Raw genomic sequence first — 20,249 nt, forward strand, 5'->3', positions numbered from 1 at the left:
GTAATATTATATGAAGTTATTATATATAAATCGTGTTTAAAAAATAAATAATATTAGAAATATTCTTCCTAATATTTAAAACAAGTACTAGTTTTTTTGGAATAACAATTATTACAACTTTGACAAATTGCTACACCTTCACCATTTTCTTTCCAATCTGCTAAAAAATCAGATTGAGCAACAAATGGTTTGGACATTGAAATATATTCTACAGTTGAACTATTTAAAACATCATTAATTGTTTTCATATCCCTAAGAGACCCACCTAGAATAACAGGAATATCAACTGCATCAATTAATTTTTCAACATAAACCAAAAATGGATGCTTTTCTCCTTTATCATAAATTTGTGATATTGTACGTGCTGTAAGTTGAATACTATCAGCACCTGCTTTTTCAAGTTCTTTTGCAATAGCAATACTCTCATCAGCAGTCATTCCACCTTTTCTTACATCCCATGGATTAATTCTACAGCTTATATGCATATCCATGGTTTTTTTGATAACCTTAATTATCTCAGCAGAAATTCTAACACGATTTTCAGTATTTCCACCATATTTATCATCTCTCTGATTAAAATATGGATTCATGAACCTCGCAAGATAAAAATTATTCCCCATGTTAATTTGAATTCCGTCAAATCCAGCAAATGAGAATTTTTTAGCAGCCATAATTACTTCAGCCTGCAATTTTCTAATTCCTTGCTCGGTAATTTGATTAACTTCCACTTTCTGGTTTTCACCATCATCATAATAAAAGAATGCAAGTTGACCTAAAATTGAGACATCATACTTATGCACAATATCTGTAACCATTTGATAATCCTTAATAAAACCTTTATAATTCATATTAGTAGAATAAGGGAAAAACCTGTCTTTATAATCTAGGGCGAATATTTCAGATACGATTAAACCAGTACCACTACTTGCAATCTTTTCATATCTATCATAAACATCCTCTGTTAAAAATCCTCCTTCTGATGTTTCAGTTTCCCAAGTTCCAGTTCTAACTATACGACTTTTAAGATTTAAATCCCCTAATTGAACATTATCAAAAATATCTTTCATATTACCCCAACTTAACAAAATTATTACAATAACTAATAATTAAAAAAAAATAATTTTAAAAAAACAGTATAATTTTTTATTTTAAAAAAAAAGTGAAGGTAATCTATTTGATTACCATTAAAGTATCACCAGTGTTAACCGCATCACCCGGTTCTACAAATATTTCTTCAACAACACCATCAACTTCAGATTGTATATCGTTTTCCATCTTCATAGCTTCAATAACACAAATAGTTGATCCTTTGGTGACTTTATCTCCAACATTAACTTTGAGTTTGATTACCATACCATTCATAGAAGAAATGACTCCACCTTCAACTGGGTGGAAATTACCATTAGCTCCTTCTTCAATTTCCATAAATCCAGTAGGCATGATTTTAACTTCAAACATATCCCCATCAACTTCAACATTATATTGAGTTGGAATTCCAATTGTTTCATCTTCTGCAAATGCATGAGGTGGTTTAAGTTCCTCTTCTACAGCTTCACCTTTAAGGAATTTTGGAGCAATTGATGGATATAATGCATAAGTCAATGCATCTTCATCAGATTTGACAAATCCTTTTTCTTCCCCTTCAGATTTATATTTATCAAATTCAGGTTCAAGTAAGTCTGCAGGCCTGCATGTAATAACTTCTTCATCACCAATGATTTTTTTAGCAATTTCTTCATTTACATCTGCAGGTGGTTTACCATACATACCTTTCATGTAATCTTTAACTTCATTAGATACAGTTTTATATCTTTCTCCACCTAAAACATTCATTACAGCTTGAATACCAACAATTTGACTTGTTGGAGTTACAAGAGGTGGGTATCCCATATCTTTTCTAACACGAGGCATTTCTTCCAATACATCATTATATCTATCAAGTGCATTTTGCTCTTTAAGTTGAGAAATAAGATTTGAAAGCATTCCACCAGGAATTTGATATAATAATACATCTGCATCAATACTTGTAGAAATTGGATCTAAAATTTCTAAGTATTTTTCTTTAATGTCTTCAAAGTACTTTTTAATTGAAGCTAATAATTTTAAATCAAGACCTGTGTCAAATTCTGTTCCTTGAAGAGCCGCAACCATACTTTCTGTTGGTGGTTGACTTGTTCCCCATGCAAGAGGTGACATAGCAGTGTCTAAAATGTCAACACCAGCTTGACATGCCGCATAATAACTAATTGGAGTCATACCACTAGTACAATGACAATGCAAGTCAACAAGTAAATCTGTTTCTTCTTTTAATTTTGATACTAACTCATAAGCAGCAGTAGGAGTGATTAAACCAGCCATATCCTTAATTGCAACAGAATCACAATCAAGAGCTTCGAGATCTTTAGCTAAATCCACAAAACCATCAATAGTATGAACAGGACTTATAGTATAACTTATTGTACCCTGTACGTGTGCACCTTGATCTTTAGCAACACGGATTGTTTTTTCCATATTTCTGACATCATTTAACGCATCAAAAACCCTGAAAACATCTACACCATTTTCATATGATTTTTCTACGAATTTTGTTACCACATCATCAGGATAATGTTTATATCCTACTAAATTTTGCCCCCTTAAAAGCATTTGAATAGGAGTTTTATTGAATTCTGATTTTAATTGTCTTAATCTTGCCCATGGGTCTTCATTCAAATATCTAATGCAAGTATCAAAAGTAGCTCCACCCCAAGCTTCAACTGAAAAGAAACCTACTTTATCCATTTCTTGAGCAATAGGAATCATATCTCTAGTTCTCATTCTTGTAGCAAGAAGAGATTGGTGAGCATCACGAAGTGCTGTTTCTGTAAACCTTACTTTTGCCATTATTTACACCTCTTAACATTTATTTAAAAATAATCATAAAATATCCAACTATAATATATGTAGTTTGTATTATATAAAAATATGCAAAATATCCCTTGATTCTATTTGGTCCAAGAGATTTCTAAAAAAATTCAAAAAAAGAAAATAATATCGAAAAATTATCTTTCTAATTCGCCAGAAATGAATTTTTCAACATTTTCAAACGCTTCATCATCAGTGTATTGAATCGGAGGATGTTTCATAGTGTATGAAGAAATTGAAGTTAACTGTCCACCAATACCTCTTTCTAAACCGATTTTACAACATCTGACTGCATCAATTACACATCCTGCAGAGTTTGGAGAATCTTCCACACTTAATCTAAGTTCAATGTTCATAGGAACATCACCAAATGTACGACCTTCCATTCTGAGGAAACATAATTTGTTATCATTTTGCCATGGAACATAATCACTAGGACCAATATGAATATCCCTATCATCCATTCTTTCTTTTAATACTGACTGAACAGCTTCAGTCTTGGATTCCTTTTTAGAGTCTAATCTTTCACGATTAAGCATGTTTAAAAAGTCAGTGTTACCACCAGTATTGATTTGATAAGTTTTATCTAATTTTACACCTCTATCCATAAATAAACTAGCTAGTGTTCTGTGAGTAATAGTTGCACCAATTTGAGCCTTGATATCGTCACCTACAATAGGAATTCCTTTTACCTTAAATTTAGCATCCCATTCATCATCACTTACAATAAACACTGGCATACAGTTCACATATGCAACACCAGCATCAAGAGCACATTGAGCATAATATCTTGCCGCATTTTCTGAACCTACTGGTAAATAATTAACCAAGATTTCAGCTCCACTTTCCTTTAGGACTTCTACAACATCAACAGGATCCTCATCACTTACAACAAATGTGTATTCATCATCATAATTAGACATGTGTTCAGCAACGCCATCCAGAACATGCCCCATACTTACTTTAGCATCGTATTTAGGAATATCTTCTTGGAAAACTGTAGTACAGTTTGGTTTTGCAAAAATCGCTTCATCAATAGTTTTTCCAACTTTTCTCTTGTCCACATCAAAAGCTGCAACAACTTCAATATCACTAGGTTTATATCCTCCAATATTCCAATGCATAAGCCCTATTGCATCTTCAGGTTTTTTACCATCATAATAATGTATTCCTTGAATAAGAGAACTAGCACAGTTTCCTATTCCAACAATTGCTATTTTAATTTTATCCAATATAACACCTGCCTAAATACTTTTTAATAAAAATACTAATAAATTTATATGTTAATATACTTTATATAATTAATGTTTAATTAAAATATAGGAACTAAAAACATGAATCCATATATAGAAATTTTAAGACCAGGGAATGCATTAATGGGTGCAATATCAATAATTTTAGTTGCACTCATTGACAAGACAATTTCAATTCCTATAATTCTTGCAATGCTTGCTGTTTTTTTTGAAACAGCAGCCGGAAACGTTATAAACGATTATTTTGATTATAATATTGACTTAATAAATAAACCTGAAAGACCCATACCTTCCGGTAGGATTTCATTGAAAAATGGAAGAAATTATGCTTATTTACTATTTTTAATTGGGACTTTATGTGGTTTTCTAATTAGTTATCTTACAAACAACTGGATACCATTTGCAACCGTGCTATTTGCAGATATTGCTCTTTATTTATATGCATATACTCTAAAGACAACCCCATTAATTGGTAATTTAACTGTTGGATTTTTAACTGGATTTGGATTCGTGTTTGGAGGATTTACTATCAACAATCCAAGTATTGTATCAACTTCCTTATTTTTAGGATTCTTTGCATTTGTAATGACCACCGCACGTGAAATCATAAAAGATATTGAAGACATTGAAGGTGATATGACTGATGGTGCAAAGACATTGCCTATTTTGATTGGAGAAAAAAAATCCGCAGTACTTGCAGCTATTCTAATAATATTAGACAGTGTATTATGTCCTCTACTTTATTATTACCATATTTTTGGAATATTATATCTAATTATCATAGCTATTGCAGTCATATTGTTCGTTTACTCTGCAGTACTAATACTAAAATCACAGGAAAGAGAAGTTGCTGCCAAAGTTTCCAAAAATTTAAAAATTGGAATGTTAATAGCTTTTGTTGCTTTTGCCCTCGGATCATTAATCTAACTACTTTTAGATTAATGAATTCATTAATTTTTTCAAAAAAAACATATCTTATTGTTTTCCCATAATCATTACTCCAAATTTAACTTCCCTATCCAATACTTAACTTAAACATCTCCCACTATCGAAAAACCTCTATTTTCATAGTATAAGCATGAGAATTATTATATATAGGAAATAATAAGAAGTAATAATAATGTTTAGCGAATTTAACATAAACAAAAAGGACAAGATATATTTAATAGCCATTCTAATATTTAGCACAATATTGGTAGGATATTACATTAATTTCAATAATTCAATAGGTATTTCATGTTCTGATGTTTATGTATATCTTTTAAATTCTCTTTATTATACTGGTGAACAAGTAAATATTACTCAGTTTGTCTATATCTCTCCAGTTATATGTTTTTTGACTTCTCTTCTTTTTAGAGTAGGGTTTGTCGATAAGCTAGCAATATATCTTGTCACAGGACTCTTTGCAATAATCGGAAACATTGGATTTTACTTACTTTTAAAAAAATTCTTTAATGAAGAATTAAGCCTAACAGGTACAATACTTTACTCATCATTCTCCCTATACTTAGTCTGGCTTGCAAACGGAACATTAGACATCCCCGCAGTAGCAATAATCATCTGGATCGCACTATTCACAATAATCGCAGTCAAAGAAAACCCAAAATACTACCAATACGTAATACCACTAATGGTCATCGGACTCTACACAAGATACACAGTAATCCTAACACTACCCGCATTCTTCCTATACTACATCCTCGAAAACGGACTCAAAATAAAAAAAGAAGACAGAAAATACATAAAAAAAGGATTGATAATAGCTATAATTATAGCAGTAGTCATATTTTTAATTGTTTTTGTTATGGGAAATGGTAGGTTCGATGCTGCTAGTCAAATGGTCAATGGAGTGAAAGGAGACTCTGGATCAAAAAGCGATCCTGCATTTAACCCAGATTCAAGTTATTATTTAGTAAATTACTTAAATTTTATATCAAATTCACATACTGTATTTGAAGCAAACCCTACACTATACTCCCCTACAATTTTATCTTATGCAATACTTGCATTATTGATTATTGGAACAGTATTCTGGTTATATGACCATAAAAACAATTTTAATTTAAGTAAAAAAGATATTTTTGCAATTGGAATAATTTTAATTGCTATTATAAGTTTTAACAGAGTTACATCAGTAATTACATCAATATTAGCTTATATTGGAATTTATTTACTTGCTAAAGATAGAGAATATAATAATGGAGTGTTTATGCTTGGCTGGATTTTAGCAAATGCAATCTTCCTTAGCTTTGATATCGTTAAAGTTAATAGATATATACTCCCCACATTCCCTCCATTCATATTCTTTGTCTTAATAGCAATAGAAAACATTCATTCACATGTGAGAATCAATAAAAACATAATTCCAATAGTTTTGATAGTGCTATTTGTTGCCCAAGCATTTGCATTTACAGCAACAGTCGAACCAACAGATAAGTATTTAAGCCCTGAAGAAATTTCAAATTACATAATCGACAATAATCCCGACTATGAAAATATGACCATTGGAGCATATAATATCAGACCATACAGCTGGTGGCTCGGCTCAAACACAATTGGAATCCCCTCAGGCAACCAAAGTGGAATAGATCAAAGTAATATAAGTTATTATATATCAAATAATCCCCTTGATAACTTAACAAACTTCCAAGAGATAAAAAACATCAATAACTTATATTTATATAAGAACAACAATTTTTAATGGTGAGGAATCAATTGCTTAGCGAATTTAACATAAATAAAAAGGACAAAATCTATTTATTAGTTATTTTAATATTTAGTACCATCCTAGTTGGATATTACATTAACTTCAATAATTCAATAGGTATTTCATGCACTGATGTTTACGTATATCTATTAAATGCTCTTTATTATACTGGAACAAATATACACACAATCGACAATATATTTCTATCTCCAGTAATCTGCTTTTTAACATCCCTTCTTTTTAGAGTAGGGCTTGTCGATAAGCTAGCAATATATCTTGTCACAGGACTCTTTGCAATAATCGGAAACATTGGATTTTACTTACTTTTAAAAAAATTCTTTAATGAAGAATTAAGCCTAACAGGTACAATACTTTACTCATCATTCTCCCTATACTTAGTCTGGCTTGCAAACGGAACATTAGACATCCCCGCAGTAGCAATAATCATCTGGATCGCACTATTCACAATAATCGCAGTCAAAGAAAACCCAAAATACTACCAATACGTAATACCACTAATGGTCATCGGACTCTACACAAGATACACAGTAATCCTAACACTACCTGCATTCTTCCTATTCTACATCCTCGAAAACGGACTCAAAATAAAAAAAAAAGACAGAAAATACATATTAATAGGAATAGCTATTGCTTTAATTCTAGCGATACTCGTATTTTTAAAAGTTTATTATATGGGAAATAGTCAGTTCGGAGCAGGCAGTCAAATGGTAAATGGAATAAAAGGAACAAATGGAGATATCACTGATCCAGCATATAATCCAGACATAAGTTATTATATTGTGAATTTCCCAAATTTTATATCAAATTCACATACTGTATTTGAAGCAAATCCTGTCTTAGAATATCCTACAGTTTTGTCACTTGCAGTATTTGCATTATTGTTTATAGGAATCGGATTTTGGTTATATGATAATAACTTAAAAATCAAAAAACATGACATTCTCCCTATTGCAATAATTTTAATTGCTATTTTAAGTTTTAGAAGAATCACATCAGTAGTAACAATTTTACTGACATTAATAGCATTTTATTTAATTGGAAAAAATAGCGAACATAAAAATGAAATATTCATGTTAACATGGATACTGGCAAATGCAATATTTTTCAGTTACCACATAATTAAGGTCAATAGATATATTCTCCCAGTATTCCCTCCATTCATATTTTTCTTATTACTTGCAATAAACAGTATCCAAAAGCACATAAACATTAATAAAAATATAATACCAATATTTTTAATAGCTTTGTTTGTCATTCAAGCCTTTGCATTCACTGCAACCTTTGAGCCAACAGACAAATATCTTGCAACAGAAGAAATATCCAATTATATAATTGATAATAACCCCGACTATGAAAATATGACCATCGGAGTGTACAATATAAGGCCTTACAGCTGGTGGATTGGTCCAAATATTATTATTCTCCATGCAGATGTTCCTGGAGAAATAGATCAAAGTAATGTGAGCTATCATATTTCACAGGGAAAACTAGAAAACTTGACAAATTTTACTGAAGTTAAAAATAGTGGTGGATTATACCTATATAAAAACAATGCATTTTAAGTCCAAAACTATTATCAAAAAATTATGTTTTTAATATTATTAGAAACATATATAATAAAAAAAATAACAAAATAATAATATAAAAAGTATTAAGAGGATAATATGAAAGTTGTATGCTGTAAGAACTGTGGTGCAAAATACCAACTCGATGATAATGATGATATATCTACATTCGAGTGTTCTTCATGTGCAGGTGACTTAGAATACTTAGAAAACTATTCTAATGAAGAAAAAAAATCAGATACTCCATTTATTAGTTCAACAAAGTATAATGATTCCTACATAGTTCAATGTCAAGACTGTGGACTAAAATATAAAATTAGAAGTAGTGATAATGTACTTGACTATGAATGCGATAGCTGTGGTGGATCTTTAAGATACCTAGATGAGGATATGAATAAAGAATTAGAATCCTATCTTGAAGAAAAACGTATAGAACTTGAAAACATTAGAAGAGAATCAGAACCTAAAGAACCAACATCTGAAGAAATAAGAACAGAAGATGACACTCACTCATTAAGATCACTTACTAATAAACTTGAAAATTTCTTTTCAGAAGAACATATGTTGCAAATTGCAGATTATGAAAAAGAAGAGGAAGAAATACAAGAAGAAGTAATCTTAAAAACAGCAAGAACTACCATACCACCATCTGTTTTATCAAGATTTGGAAAAGAATTTGCAGTTCCAAAAACCGAAGATTATGACATCTTAAAAAATTTCCTTAAAAATGAATTTTTCAAGGGAATGGATGAATACTATCCAAAAAATAACAAACTAAACTCAAATAAAAGTTTTCTTGATAGAATTAGCTTAAAAGAACCCAATATTGGTGAGATAACACCTGAAGAAAATCCAATTATGAGTAATGACTTAAAAGTTGATGTTAAAATCTTAAATAGTAAAAATACAATTATCATTATAGGAGTAGTCATTTTTATCTTAAGCATAATTGAAATTCTAACTATAAACAGTGGTATCGGAGTTATTGCTTTATTCATTGGAGTAATCATTTTGTGTTATGGAATTTATAGAACAAGAGACATGAAACAAACTGAAGAAAGAACAAGAATAATAAGAGAACAATTATTACGTCTTCCAGAAGAGTTTTATGTATTCTACAATGTTAAAACTCCAACTTCCACATCAGGTATTAACCATGTTGTTGTAGGTCCAACTGGAATTTATGCATTGCTTTCACAAAAATATAATCCAAAAATTAGATTAGAATCAGAAAACGAAAATCTAAATTTAATTGGAAGTATTGAATCTGAAGAGGACAAACTTGAAGAAATTCCAAGCTATGGAAATACAAGAAAATTCAAATATACTACAAAACAGGCTAAATTTTTACAAGACAATAAAGTAAAACAAAAAGCATTAAGTTTAGGTGAAGATTTAATAAACTTCCTTAACGAAAACAATATTAGAAACTGTTTTGTTGAACCTTTAGTAGGATTCATAAACAATGAAGTTGTGGTTATAAATATGCCTTTAACTGATGAAGACTTATTTATTGAAGAATTATTAAATAAAATTCAAACCGCTACAATCAAATTAGATTCTGAAACAATCGATAAATGTGCTGTATTAATCAACAAATATTCAGCAGATTGTTCTTCAGAAATTTAATTTCTTTTTTTATTTTTTCATATCAACTATTATCTAATTTAAATTTAACGAATGAAATAAATGATAGTTAGAATAATATACTTATATCTCCTCCAATTAAATTAAATGCCTCTAGTGAAATTATAATTTAATCACAGGAACATAGAGTTTTATCATATCAAGCCTATGAAAGAGCAATAAAAAGAATTAATGAACTAAAGATAACATATCATATTCAATTAAAGAACCTTTTGCAATGTCTACTTTAACTTTTTTACCAATAATCTCATTTACTTTTGACGGAGAAATACCATTTCCAGGTCTTTTAAAATCAATATTAGAATTATTAATTGTTTCACCTAATTTAATGTCTTCTTTTGCAACAATAGATTTTCTAATGTTATTCCTTGAAAATGACTCACAAATCAAAGGTTGCTTATTTTTATAACCATTAATTTTAGACATCATATTAGTATTTAATCTAATAATACGTGCATCCTCTTCATCCATAGCAAATTCATGACCTTCAAAAGACTTATCTAAAGTGAAATATTTTTCCAATATAACTGCACCATAGTTGTATGCTGTTGTTAAAATAAACATTGATTTATCCAAAACTGTATAATCTGAGTAACCAACATCATAATCCTTGAAATTTTCTAGGAGATCTTTAATCATTAAAAGATTAGCATCTTCTAACTTTGTAGGGTATGATAAAACTGAATGCATTAAAACAATATTAAAATTAGAATTATCTTCCATACAATTTATAGCATCTTTTATTTCTTTTAAATTAGCTGCTGCTGTGGATAATAATATAGGTTTGTGTTTTTTTGAAATATAATCAATAAGAGGAATATTATTTAAATCAGAAGAAGCAATTTTGTAAACGTCAACTACATCATCTAAATTATCAACAATTTCCTTATTAGTAGGAGTTATTATAAACGCCATTCCTCCTTCTTTACAATACATAGCTAATTGTTTATAATCATCATAACTTAATTGATCTTTTTGATTTGAATCATTTTCATAATTACAATGCAAATATTCTGAATCACCAACATGGAAATTAACTCCATTAATTCCACATTCACTACATTTTTTAACCAATAGCTCCGCGACTTCAAAATAAGGTAACTCCTCTTTTTTGGCAAAATCATAATATTTAAAACTAATTTCACCAATTAAAAAAGGATGTTTATTAAATATTCTCATGAACTCCTCCATTCATCATAAAATTACGATATTCTTCTTTAACGACAGAACAAATATTTTCATAACCATGCTGCAAATCAATAGCTTTCATTTTATTATGCATTTCCAATCTAAGGTCATGATTATTGACTAATGCTAAGAATTCATTAATGAAATTTTCTTTTGTTAACGAATCAACATCACCAAGATTTAAAATTCCATTAGCACTGTTTGCAAAAACATGAGATTCTTCTAAATCATTTTGGTAAATAGAAATTGTAGGAATGCCTAATGCACATGCATCATAAACTATTTTACTTGCAGAAGTAATTAATATATCTGCTTTGAACATGAAATCACTGATATTTGAAACATTTTGATAAATTTGAACTAACGGATTGGACTCAAATTTAGATATGAACTGTTCAATATTCTCATATCCTCTACCGACTATAATATTTATTTTCTTGTCATATGTAGTAGATAAGATTAATTCTAAAAAGGTTTCTGATAAATGTTTAGGGTCATTACCATCAATCATAATCAAAATATTATTTACATCTTGAGTAATTATTTTATGTGGCTGCAAATAAAATTCATCTTTAAGAATATGGAATTTTTGACCATTATACACATTTGTATCGCTTAAATCATGCTCATATAATGAATCAAATACTACATGGGCAAAATTTGATCCGACACCTAAATCATCAAAATTAACGACAAAATATCCTTTCTCTCTTAAATCAGCCATATATTCCATAGTAGTGTTTGATACATCATTAATCACTATCTGAGCACCAAATTCTTCTAAAATATTATAAATTGACTCATGACCATCATAAATTTTAAAATTAAAACCATACTTTTTAACTAAATTTTGTCCTAATTCATACTTTTCATCTAAAATAAATAAAACTTCATGAGAAATAAGCTTTGATGCAAATGATAAACAGTTATCGACTCTTCTAGTTCCAATTCCATCATTAGCATTCACAACAATACCTACTCTTTTCCTCTGAAGAAGCAATTCAACAATCCACCAATCTTTAAAATCATTAATAGTAATAGCTTCTTCCTTAGATAATTCTATTACATCAATATTGTCCCCAATACAAGAGGTTTCATTAATAAATCCTCTACGAGTAGCTACTATAGCACCAGTTTCTCTAAAAGAATTAGGTAAATCCTTTTTATCACATCTTTCAATGTAATTAGGGAAATACCTTTTGTTTTCTTCATCATAACCCCAAGACAAATGATTATCTTCAACAACTGAGATCACACTTTCAAGAGCAAAATCATCGAATTTTTCAATAACTCTATCCAAAGTCTGTGTTTTAAGCAATGGAGATATCGGAGATAATGTAATTACAATATCATATTCATCAAATGCAGATTTTTCTTTTTCAACCATCGTATTGAAAACAACAGCACTTAATGACATATCCTCCTCTGACAATTCTTTTGAACTTCTGATAACACTTACACCAAGTTTCTCAGAAATTGATGTAATTTCAGAATCATCTGTAGTTACAACAACATCATCAACATATTGAGATGACTTAGCACAATTTATTGCATAATAAATCAATGGTCTTTCATGCAATAAACGAACATATTTCCTAGGGATTTCCTTTGAAATCTCATTAGCTGGAATAACTACTAAAATTTTATTATTATTGAACATGTTAATCTTTATATCCATAAATTTAATTAATACAATAATAAATATACTTATAATATATTATTAAATCTTTGGTGTTAAAATGAATATGAAAAGCATGTCTGATAAATTATTAAAAAAAATAAATGAATTATCCACACCTGTTAAGATAATGCATGTTTGTGGTTCTCATGAACATACAATAATGGAAAATGGAATTAGAAGCCTACTTCCAGATGAAGTAGAAATCATTGCAGGACCAGGATGTCCTGTTTGTGTAGTACCATCACGTGAAATTGACGAAGCACTAGAATTAATCGACAAAGGAGTTACAATTACCACCTTCGGAGATATGTTAAGAGTCCCAGGTTCTGAAAGATCACTTGCAGATGCAAAAGCTGAAGGCGGAGATGTGAGAGTAGTTTATGGAATCAACAGAGCCATTGAAATAGCTGAAAAAGAAGACAATGATGTTGCATTCATATCAGCAGGTTTTGAAACAACTGCTCCTACCACTGCAGCAGAATTATTAGCAACACCTCCTGAAAATTTCTCAGTGCTCTCATGCCATAGGCTAATACCTCCAGCTATTGATTTTTTAATCAACTCTGGAGAAACAAGTTTAAATGCATTAATCCAACCAGGACATGTCTGTACAATTATTGGAACTAAACCATTTGAATATTTCTCAAGTAAATTTGGAATTCCGCAAGCTGTAGCTGGATTCAATCCATTAGACATATTAATGTCAGTATATATGATTTTAAGACAAATCCATAACGAAACACCAAAAATAGAAAATGAATATGCAAGGGCGGTTAAAGAAGAAGGAAATACAATCGCTCAAGAAAAAATGGATCAAGTATTTGAAGTAACCTCTAGAGAATGGAGAGGATTTCCAAAGATACCAAATTCTATCTTAGAAATTAAAGATGAATTCAGTGAATATAATGCACGTGAAAAATACGATATTGAAGTTAAAAATGTCACAGAAGCACCAAAAGGATGTATTTGCGGACCTATTTTAAGAGGACTTGCAAGACCTGAAGACTGTAAATTATTTAGAAAAACATGCAATCCATTACACCCTATTGGAGCTTGTATGGTCAGTAAAGAAGGAACATGTAATATCGCACACAGATATTCAAGAGGATAAGATATGACAATTGAAGCAATTGCAGTAGATATTGATGGAACAATAACAGATGAAAAAAGACGAATTTGTATCTCTGCTATTGAATCATTGAGAAAAGCAGAAGCCAAAGGAATACCAACAATCATTGTAACCGGTAATGTTGTTAACTATGCTTATGCCACTGAAGTATTAATTGGTTGTAGTGGTGGACTTGTAGCAGAAAATGGTGGTGTTGTTTTTAAAGAAGGTGAAAATAACGATGCTGTTGAAACATTAGTTGAAAGAGCATTTGTTACATCTGCTGAAAAACATTTAAAAGAAAAACTAGGTGACAAATTTGATAAACATGCATCTCATGATAACATATACAGATTAACAGAAACTGTATTCTATAAAACTCTCAGTGAAAAAGAATTAAAAGATGCATTAAAAGATTTTGAATTCCTAGATGAAATTGAAATTTATGATAGTGGTTTTGCATTACATATCACCGATAAACGTGTGAATAAAGGAACTTCACTCAAATATTTATGTGAAAGAAACGGAATAAATATGGAAAATGTTATGGCAATTGGAGATGGTCATAATGATGAAGATTTCTTAAAACAAGTGGGTTATAGAATAGCAGTAGGAAATGCTGAAGATAAATTAAAGGAGATTAGTACTTATACTTGTAAAAACACTTTTGGTGATGGTGTAGCGGAAGCTATTGAAAAATTTGCATTATAGTGATAAAATGATATATGAAATAGCACAAAAAGCGAAAAAAGCAATAGAAAATGATTGTGATGCTTACGAGATATACATTGATGAATCAAAATCTATCGAACTTGACTCCAGAAAAGAAGAATTGAATTTTGCAAAAGAAGAAATTGAATATGGAGTAGGTATCAGAGTAATTAAGAATAATAAAGTGGGTTTTGCATTCACTTCAAACATGGACAAAATAGCTGAAACAGCAGCTCAATCAATTAAAAACACAAAATTAAATAAAATTGATGAAAATTATACTTTTGCTGAAGTTGAAAAAATCCCAAGTGTTAAAAAAGTATATGATAAAAAATTTAATGATTTAGAGTTAGATGAATCCATTGAATTTTTAAAAAACACAATCAGTACAACAATTGACCAAGAATGTGAAATAACCAGTTCTGGATTTTCAGCAGGAGAAGACAAATCCCTTATTTTAAATTCAAATGGAGTTTCCATTGAAAACGAAGGTACTGGATTTGGTATTGGATTGTCCGTAACTACTCAAAAAGGCGGTAAAATTGCAACAGCTTATAACTCACAATCATCAAGATTCTTTGATTTAGATGGTGAAAAATTAGCTATTGAAGTCTGTAACCTTGCTAAAAATTCTCTTGATACAAAACCAATTGAAACAAATAATTATAGTGTTGTCCTTGATTATTATGCTGCAATTGGTCTTTTACAAACATTTATGAGTGCATTTAATGGTGAAAATGTTAGAAGAGGTAGATCCATCCTAAAAGATAAAATGGACTCTCAAATAACCAGTTCTAACTTAACAATTACTGATAATCCTCTTTTAGAAAAAGGAATAGGTACCTCAAAATGTGATGGGGAAGGTAGTGTAAGTCAAAAAACAGATTTAATAAAAGATGGGGTTTTAAATTCATTTATTTATGATATTTATACTGCAAATAAATCAGGCGTTAAAACAACATCTAATGGTCTTAGAGATTCCTATTTCTCCACTCCTATGATTTCTCCTACAAACCTTGAGTTTAAATTTAAAGAAATGAAAGATTTATCTGAAATCAATAATGGTGTTTTAACAACAAGTGTTTTAGGTGCACATACTGCGAACCCGATTTCTGGAGATTTTTCAGTTGAGGCAAGCAATGCATTTAAAATAGAGAATGGAGAAATAACTGATCCAATTAATAAAGCTATGATTTCTGGAAATATATTTGAAATTATGAAAAAAGTAGAAGGAATAAAATCAGAAATAAAACAATATGGCTCATTTATTCTTCCAAAATTGTTAGTTCACGATTTAAGAGTTGTAGGACAAAATTAATAAATAGAAAAATTAAATCTTTTTTAATTTTTCTTTATATCTACTAATTGTAAAATCATTGTAATCAATGGATAAATAATCTAATGATGCTTTTTTTGTATCATCAAATTCATTTAATTTATCATCCATTATTCTATCAATTTCTGCATCTAATTTCTTTATTTGATTTTCAAAAGAATATTCAGATTTTTTCATACTAATATTTGTCTTCTTAGATATTCTCTCAATTTCTTTATCAATATCAAATTCTTCGTTTTTAGGCATTTAAACACCTACATTTCAATAATAGGTAATTGAATCTCAGTTATGTATTCTTTTTCATCATTACAATTATGAATATTTTTTATTAAAACTTCTTTAGGTGATCCAATAATATCATAATGGTTTTCTTGAGCAATATTAACTAATTTCTCATAAGTCTCCATTATATTGTCATTAGAACCATAATGAATACCAGATAAAACTTTGTTTGAAATCATATCAACAACACGAATCCTATCAGTTTCATTTGCATCCTCTTTAATAGGAATACTTACATCATATACTACATCACCATCATTGACTTGATGTCTTGGTGAGAAATAAACAATAAATGGTTCACCAACAGTCTCAATTTCTTCAGCATCAACCCAACCCATTAACATTGAAAGAAAAATTTCTAAATCAGTAATTGGAGTTTTACAATTAATAACAGCTAATTTTTGTTCTGGAATTACTTTAACTTCAGTTTCCATTTTTACACCTTAATATTTTATAATATTTAATTAAATAAATAAACTTCTACTTCTTCACCTTCATCTAAAAGTTCAACAGATTTTGGAACTTTCACATATCCATCAGCAGTTGAAAGTGAAAATATTGCTCCTGAATCTTTAAATATTGGGTGAATATCTTTTCCATCAACTTTAACAAGTTGATATTGCATCCTTCCAACAGGAGAATGAATTCTTCTAGTCATTTTACCTTTAACAGTATCAAGTTCAAAGTCTTTATTGATTCCAGCTAATTTAGTTAATGGCTCTGCTATAAATGCATTAAATATCATTAAAGCAGAAACAGGATTTCCAGGAAGACCAATAACCAATTTATCCTCAATTACACCTACAATAGTTGGTTTACCTGGCTGGACTGAAATACCATGGATATAAACTTCACCTAATTCCTCTAAAACACTATTTAAAACATCTCCAAGACCTGCAGAAGTTCCACCTGAACAAATAACAATATCTGATTCTTTTAAACAATCAGTTATTTTTTGCTTAACTTCCTCATAATCATCTCTCATGATACCTAAAAAGTGAGCATTAGCACCACAGGAAATAGCTGCGTTTTTAATCATACCACCATTAACATCATAAATTTTACCATATTTTAATTCTTCCTCTTGAAGTGTGATTTCATTTCCAGAAGAAACAACACCCACACTAGGTTTTTTATAAACTTCAATAGTTTCAAAACCCTGTGAAAGTAAGACTCCAATTTTACCAGGATTTAATAAATCACCCTTTTTGAGAATTAATTTACCTTCTTCAATATCAGATCCTTTACGAGCTACATCTTGTGTAGGAGTAGCTGTAGTTAATAGATTAACTTTACCATCTAATTTTTCAGCATATTCAACCATCACAACAGATTCTGCACCTTCAGGCATTGCAGCACCAGTACTAATCTCAATACACTTTCCTTTTTCAACTTTTTTATCAGTAACTGCTCCTGCTTCTAAAAAATCAATTACTTCTAATGTTTTAGGAGATTCTTCTGATGCACCAAAACTATCTTCAGCAAGAATTGCAAATCCATCTTTTAAAGCTTTATTAAACGGTGGGAAATCCATTTTTGAATAAACATCTTCAAATAAAACTCTACCATATGCTTCAGTAACAAAAATTTCTTCACTTTGCTGATTTAACTTTTCATTGAATAAATCTTGAATAATATCACTAGCTTCATCACATTCTTTAATCTTTAAAAATTCGGTTCCCATAATCACCACTTATATAACATACAATAAATTAATATATAATATATTGATAAATATATAAATAATTTAATCTTATTAAAATTGGAGGAGAGTATTTGTCTAAACCTAATCAAAATCAACAACAAGAATATAGAAGAGTAAGAACACCTAAAAAAGGAGAAATCGCAGGAGTAGTCGAACAAATTATGGGACACGGAAAATTAAAAGTTCGATGTGCTGATGGACATATGAGAATGACCAGAATCCCTGGAAAAATGAAAAAACGTATTTGGATTCGTGAAGGAGACGTAATCCTTGTAAAACCATGGGATTTCCAATCCGATGAAAAAGCTGATGTAATTTGGAGATACACTAAAACCGAATCAAATTGGCTTGAAAGAAAAGGCTACTTAAAAATGTAGTCTAACTACTATTTTTTTTTGATTTTAATGGATTCTAAAATAGCTAAAGCAGATGCAAAACACGAAAAACTACATTCCCAAAAAAGAAAAAAAGACAGTTCTGATAGAAAAGTAGGGAATGAAATTTTCGACAAACTAACATTAGAAACATTATATAAATTAGCTAATCAAGGATACATTGATATTTTAAATGGTGCTATAAGTACTGGAAAAGAAGCTAATGTACTTACAGGCATTACCGATGATAAAAAATTTATAGCAGTTAAAGTTTATAGAATTGCTACATCTGATTTTAAAAAAATGGATTATTACCTTAAAGGAGATCCAAGATTTAATCTTAAAACTAAAAACAAAAGAAAAATTATTTATTCTTGGGTTACAAAAGAGTTTAAAAACTTAACAAGACTCGAAAATGCAGGAATTAAAGTTCCTCATCCAATTACTAGTGCAAACAATGTGTTACTAATCGAATTTATTGGAGATGAAAAAGGAAATCCTGCACAACCCGTTAAAAACCACCCCCCAGAAAACCCAGATGAATTTTTCAATAAACTCCTTGTAAATCTAAAATTATTTGTAAATGAAGCAAAATTAGTTCATGGGGATTTATCAAATTATAATATATTAAATAAAGATGAAGAACCTGTAATTATTGATGTTTCACAATCAGTTGTTTTAGACAATCCTATTTCAAAAGAACTTCTTGAAAGAGACATTAACACACTTGTTCGTGAATATACAAAACTTGGTGTAAAAACTAGTTTTAAAGAAATTTGGGAATATGTTAATCCTAAATTTTAAATAACTTCAATTAAATAATTATTAATTAATTCTAATTTAAAAAGGTGAAATTATGCCCGAAACAGATTATTTAAAAATACCTCAAAATAGAATAGGAGCATTAATTGGAAAAAATGGAGGAGTTAAAAAATCTATTGAAGATGCAACTGGAGTTATTCTCGACATAGACAGTGATGAAGGTACTGTTTATATCGAACCTAGTGAAAATATGGAAGATCCATTAGGAGTATGGAATGCAAACCATATCGTAAAAGCAATAGCACGCGGATTTAATCCAGAAGTTGCATTAAAATTAGTTAGTGATGATTATTATCTGGAAGTAATCAGCTTACCAATATATATAGGCAAATCCAAAAAAGCTCTTGCAAGATATAAATCTAGAATCATTGGAACAGAAGGGAAAACACGTGAAATAATTATGCAAATGGCTGAAGTAGATATGGCAATTTATGGAAAAACTGTTTCATTAATTGGTGAAATGGATAACATAATGGTTGCTAAAGAAGCTATTGAAATGATTTTAAAAGGTTCCAGACATAAATCCGTTTATGGATTCTTAGAACGTAAAAAAGAAGATTTAAAAATGAAAGAATTCAAAGACCTTGTCGGAATCGAAGATGATAAAATCGAATTCAAAGAGGGATTTGAATTTGATGAAAAAACATTACAGTAACATTAAATGTTACTACTTTTTATTTTTTTAGATTAAAGTATTACTTTAATACAATTTTAATATAACAATTATAACAATAATAGAAAACTATTATATACTTTAATAGACATATATAGATAGTGTAGTATAAATACCATATTTTCTACATGTTTTTAACTTATTATTTTATTAGATATTTATCTAGGTTAGATAGGGCAATATAAAAATATTACTTTTCAAATGCTCTCTAACTCCATTTAAATATAAAACATTGCATAATAAAGTAAAACATAGATAATTTTAGGAGGAAA

The 20,249-nt window shown here is 29.5% G+C and carries 18 protein-coding genes; 10 read left to right on the forward strand and 8 right to left on the reverse strand.

What is annotated here, in order from left to right; genetic code table 11:
• Window positions 1-68: 68 nt before the first annotated feature.
• The 3 genes from ACI389_RS01015 to ACI389_RS01025 form a co-directional block, all read right to left on the reverse strand.
• Window positions 69-1,067, reverse strand: a complete 999-nt coding sequence (locus ACI389_RS01015) for a tRNA-dihydrouridine synthase (RefSeq protein ID WP_439779695.1) — start codon at window positions 1,065-1,067, stop codon at window positions 69-71.
• A gap of 103 nt (window positions 1,068-1,170) precedes the next feature.
• Window positions 1,171-2,883: a sodium-extruding oxaloacetate decarboxylase subunit alpha gene (gene oadA / locus ACI389_RS01020; protein ID WP_439779696.1), complete on the reverse strand. Its 1,713-nt coding sequence runs from the start codon at window positions 2,881-2,883 to the stop codon at window positions 1,171-1,173.
• A gap of 158 nt (window positions 2,884-3,041) precedes the next feature.
• On the reverse strand, window positions 3,042-4,136 hold the full coding sequence (locus ACI389_RS01025) for an inositol-3-phosphate synthase (RefSeq protein WP_439779697.1): 1,095 nt from the start codon (window positions 4,134-4,136) through the stop codon (window positions 3,042-3,044).
• A gap of 102 nt (window positions 4,137-4,238) precedes the next feature.
• Between ACI389_RS01025 and ACI389_RS01030 the strand changes: the two genes are divergently transcribed.
• The 4 genes from ACI389_RS01030 (at window position 4,239) to ACI389_RS01045 (ending at window position 10,079) form a co-directional block, all read left to right on the forward strand.
• Window positions 4,239-5,084, forward strand: a complete 846-nt coding sequence (locus ACI389_RS01030; RefSeq protein WP_439779698.1) for a UbiA family prenyltransferase — start codon at window positions 4,239-4,241, stop codon at window positions 5,082-5,084.
• A 193-nt stretch (window positions 5,085-5,277) separates the two neighbouring features.
• On the forward strand, window positions 5,278-6,858 hold the full coding sequence (locus ACI389_RS01035; protein WP_439779699.1) for a glycosyltransferase family 39 protein: 1,581 nt from the start codon (window positions 5,278-5,280) through the stop codon (window positions 6,856-6,858).
• Between the two features lie 14 nt (window positions 6,859-6,872).
• Window positions 6,873-8,447 (forward strand): glycosyltransferase family 39 protein, encoded by a 1,575-nt coding sequence (locus ACI389_RS01040; RefSeq protein WP_439779700.1) that lies wholly within the window; start codon window positions 6,873-6,875, stop codon window positions 8,445-8,447.
• Window positions 8,448-8,549: 102 nt separating this feature from the next.
• Window positions 8,550-10,079: an NERD domain-containing protein gene (locus ACI389_RS01045; RefSeq protein WP_439779701.1), complete on the forward strand. Its 1,530-nt coding sequence runs from the start codon at window positions 8,550-8,552 to the stop codon at window positions 10,077-10,079.
• 186 nt (window positions 10,080-10,265) lie between these two features.
• Here ACI389_RS01045 and ACI389_RS01050 read toward each other — a convergent pair whose 3' ends face one another.
• Window positions 10,266-11,276: an N-acetylneuraminate synthase family protein gene (locus ACI389_RS01050; RefSeq protein WP_439779702.1), complete on the reverse strand. Its 1,011-nt coding sequence runs from the start codon at window positions 11,274-11,276 to the stop codon at window positions 10,266-10,268.
• On the reverse strand, window positions 11,263-12,963 hold the full coding sequence (locus ACI389_RS01055) for a cytidylyltransferase domain-containing protein (RefSeq protein ID WP_439779703.1): 1,701 nt from the start codon (window positions 12,961-12,963) through the stop codon (window positions 11,263-11,265). The genes ACI389_RS01050 and ACI389_RS01055 overlap by 14 nt, the downstream gene beginning before the upstream one ends.
• Before the next feature lie 67 nt (window positions 12,964-13,030).
• On the opposite strand from ACI389_RS01055, the gene hypD reads away from it, so the two are divergent.
• Genes hypD through ACI389_RS01070 form a run of 3 tightly spaced genes read left to right on the forward strand, consistent with a single transcriptional unit; the run spans window position 13,031 to window position 16,103 of the window.
• Window positions 13,031-14,077 (forward strand): hydrogenase formation protein HypD, encoded by a 1,047-nt coding sequence (hypD, locus tag ACI389_RS01060; RefSeq protein WP_439779730.1) that lies wholly within the window; start codon window positions 13,031-13,033, stop codon window positions 14,075-14,077.
• A gap of 3 nt (window positions 14,078-14,080) precedes the next feature.
• The gene (locus ACI389_RS01065) at window positions 14,081-14,785 is read left to right on the forward strand and encodes a phosphoglycolate phosphatase (RefSeq protein ID WP_439779704.1); all 705 of its coding nucleotides are present in this window, start codon (window positions 14,081-14,083) and stop codon (window positions 14,783-14,785) included.
• Window positions 14,786-14,792: 7 nt separating this feature from the next.
• Window positions 14,793-16,103 (forward strand): TldD/PmbA family protein, encoded by a 1,311-nt coding sequence (locus ACI389_RS01070; RefSeq protein ID WP_439779705.1) that lies wholly within the window; start codon window positions 14,793-14,795, stop codon window positions 16,101-16,103.
• A 12-nt stretch (window positions 16,104-16,115) separates the two neighbouring features.
• Here ACI389_RS01070 and ACI389_RS01075 read toward each other — a convergent pair whose 3' ends face one another.
• Genes ACI389_RS01075 through ACI389_RS01085 form a run of 3 tightly spaced genes read right to left on the reverse strand, consistent with a single transcriptional unit; the run spans window position 16,116 to window position 18,087 of the window.
• A complete protein-coding gene (locus ACI389_RS01075) occupies window positions 16,116-16,367 on the reverse strand; it encodes a hypothetical protein (RefSeq protein WP_439779706.1) in 252 nt (83 codons plus the stop codon).
• 8 nt (window positions 16,368-16,375) lie between these two features.
• A complete protein-coding gene (locus ACI389_RS01080; protein ID WP_439779707.1) occupies window positions 16,376-16,837 on the reverse strand; it encodes a GyrI-like domain-containing protein in 462 nt (153 codons plus the stop codon).
• 26 nt (window positions 16,838-16,863) lie between these two features.
• The gene (locus ACI389_RS01085) at window positions 16,864-18,087 is read right to left on the reverse strand and encodes a molybdenum cofactor synthesis domain-containing protein (RefSeq protein WP_439779708.1); all 1,224 of its coding nucleotides are present in this window, start codon (window positions 18,085-18,087) and stop codon (window positions 16,864-16,866) included.
• A gap of 92 nt (window positions 18,088-18,179) precedes the next feature.
• Between ACI389_RS01085 and eif1A the strand changes: the two genes are divergently transcribed.
• From eif1A to ACI389_RS01100, 3 genes are read left to right on the forward strand one after another with little or no spacing between them, the layout of a single operon-like run.
• Window positions 18,180-18,485, forward strand: coding sequence for a translation initiation factor eIF-1A (gene eif1A / locus ACI389_RS01090; protein WP_432644372.1), 306 nt, complete (start codon window positions 18,180-18,182; stop codon window positions 18,483-18,485).
• 27 nt (window positions 18,486-18,512) lie between these two features.
• Window positions 18,513-19,286 (forward strand): serine protein kinase RIO, encoded by a 774-nt coding sequence (locus ACI389_RS01095; protein ID WP_439779709.1) that lies wholly within the window; start codon window positions 18,513-18,515, stop codon window positions 19,284-19,286.
• 52 nt (window positions 19,287-19,338) lie between these two features.
• Window positions 19,339-19,959, forward strand: a complete 621-nt coding sequence (locus ACI389_RS01100) for a KH domain-containing protein (RefSeq protein ID WP_439779710.1) — start codon at window positions 19,339-19,341, stop codon at window positions 19,957-19,959.
• Window positions 19,960-20,249: the final 290 nt, after the last annotated feature.

This window comes from Methanobrevibacter sp., from assembly GCF_051877095.1.
GTDB lineage: Archaea > Methanobacteriota > Methanobacteria > Methanobacteriales > Methanobacteriaceae > Methanocatella.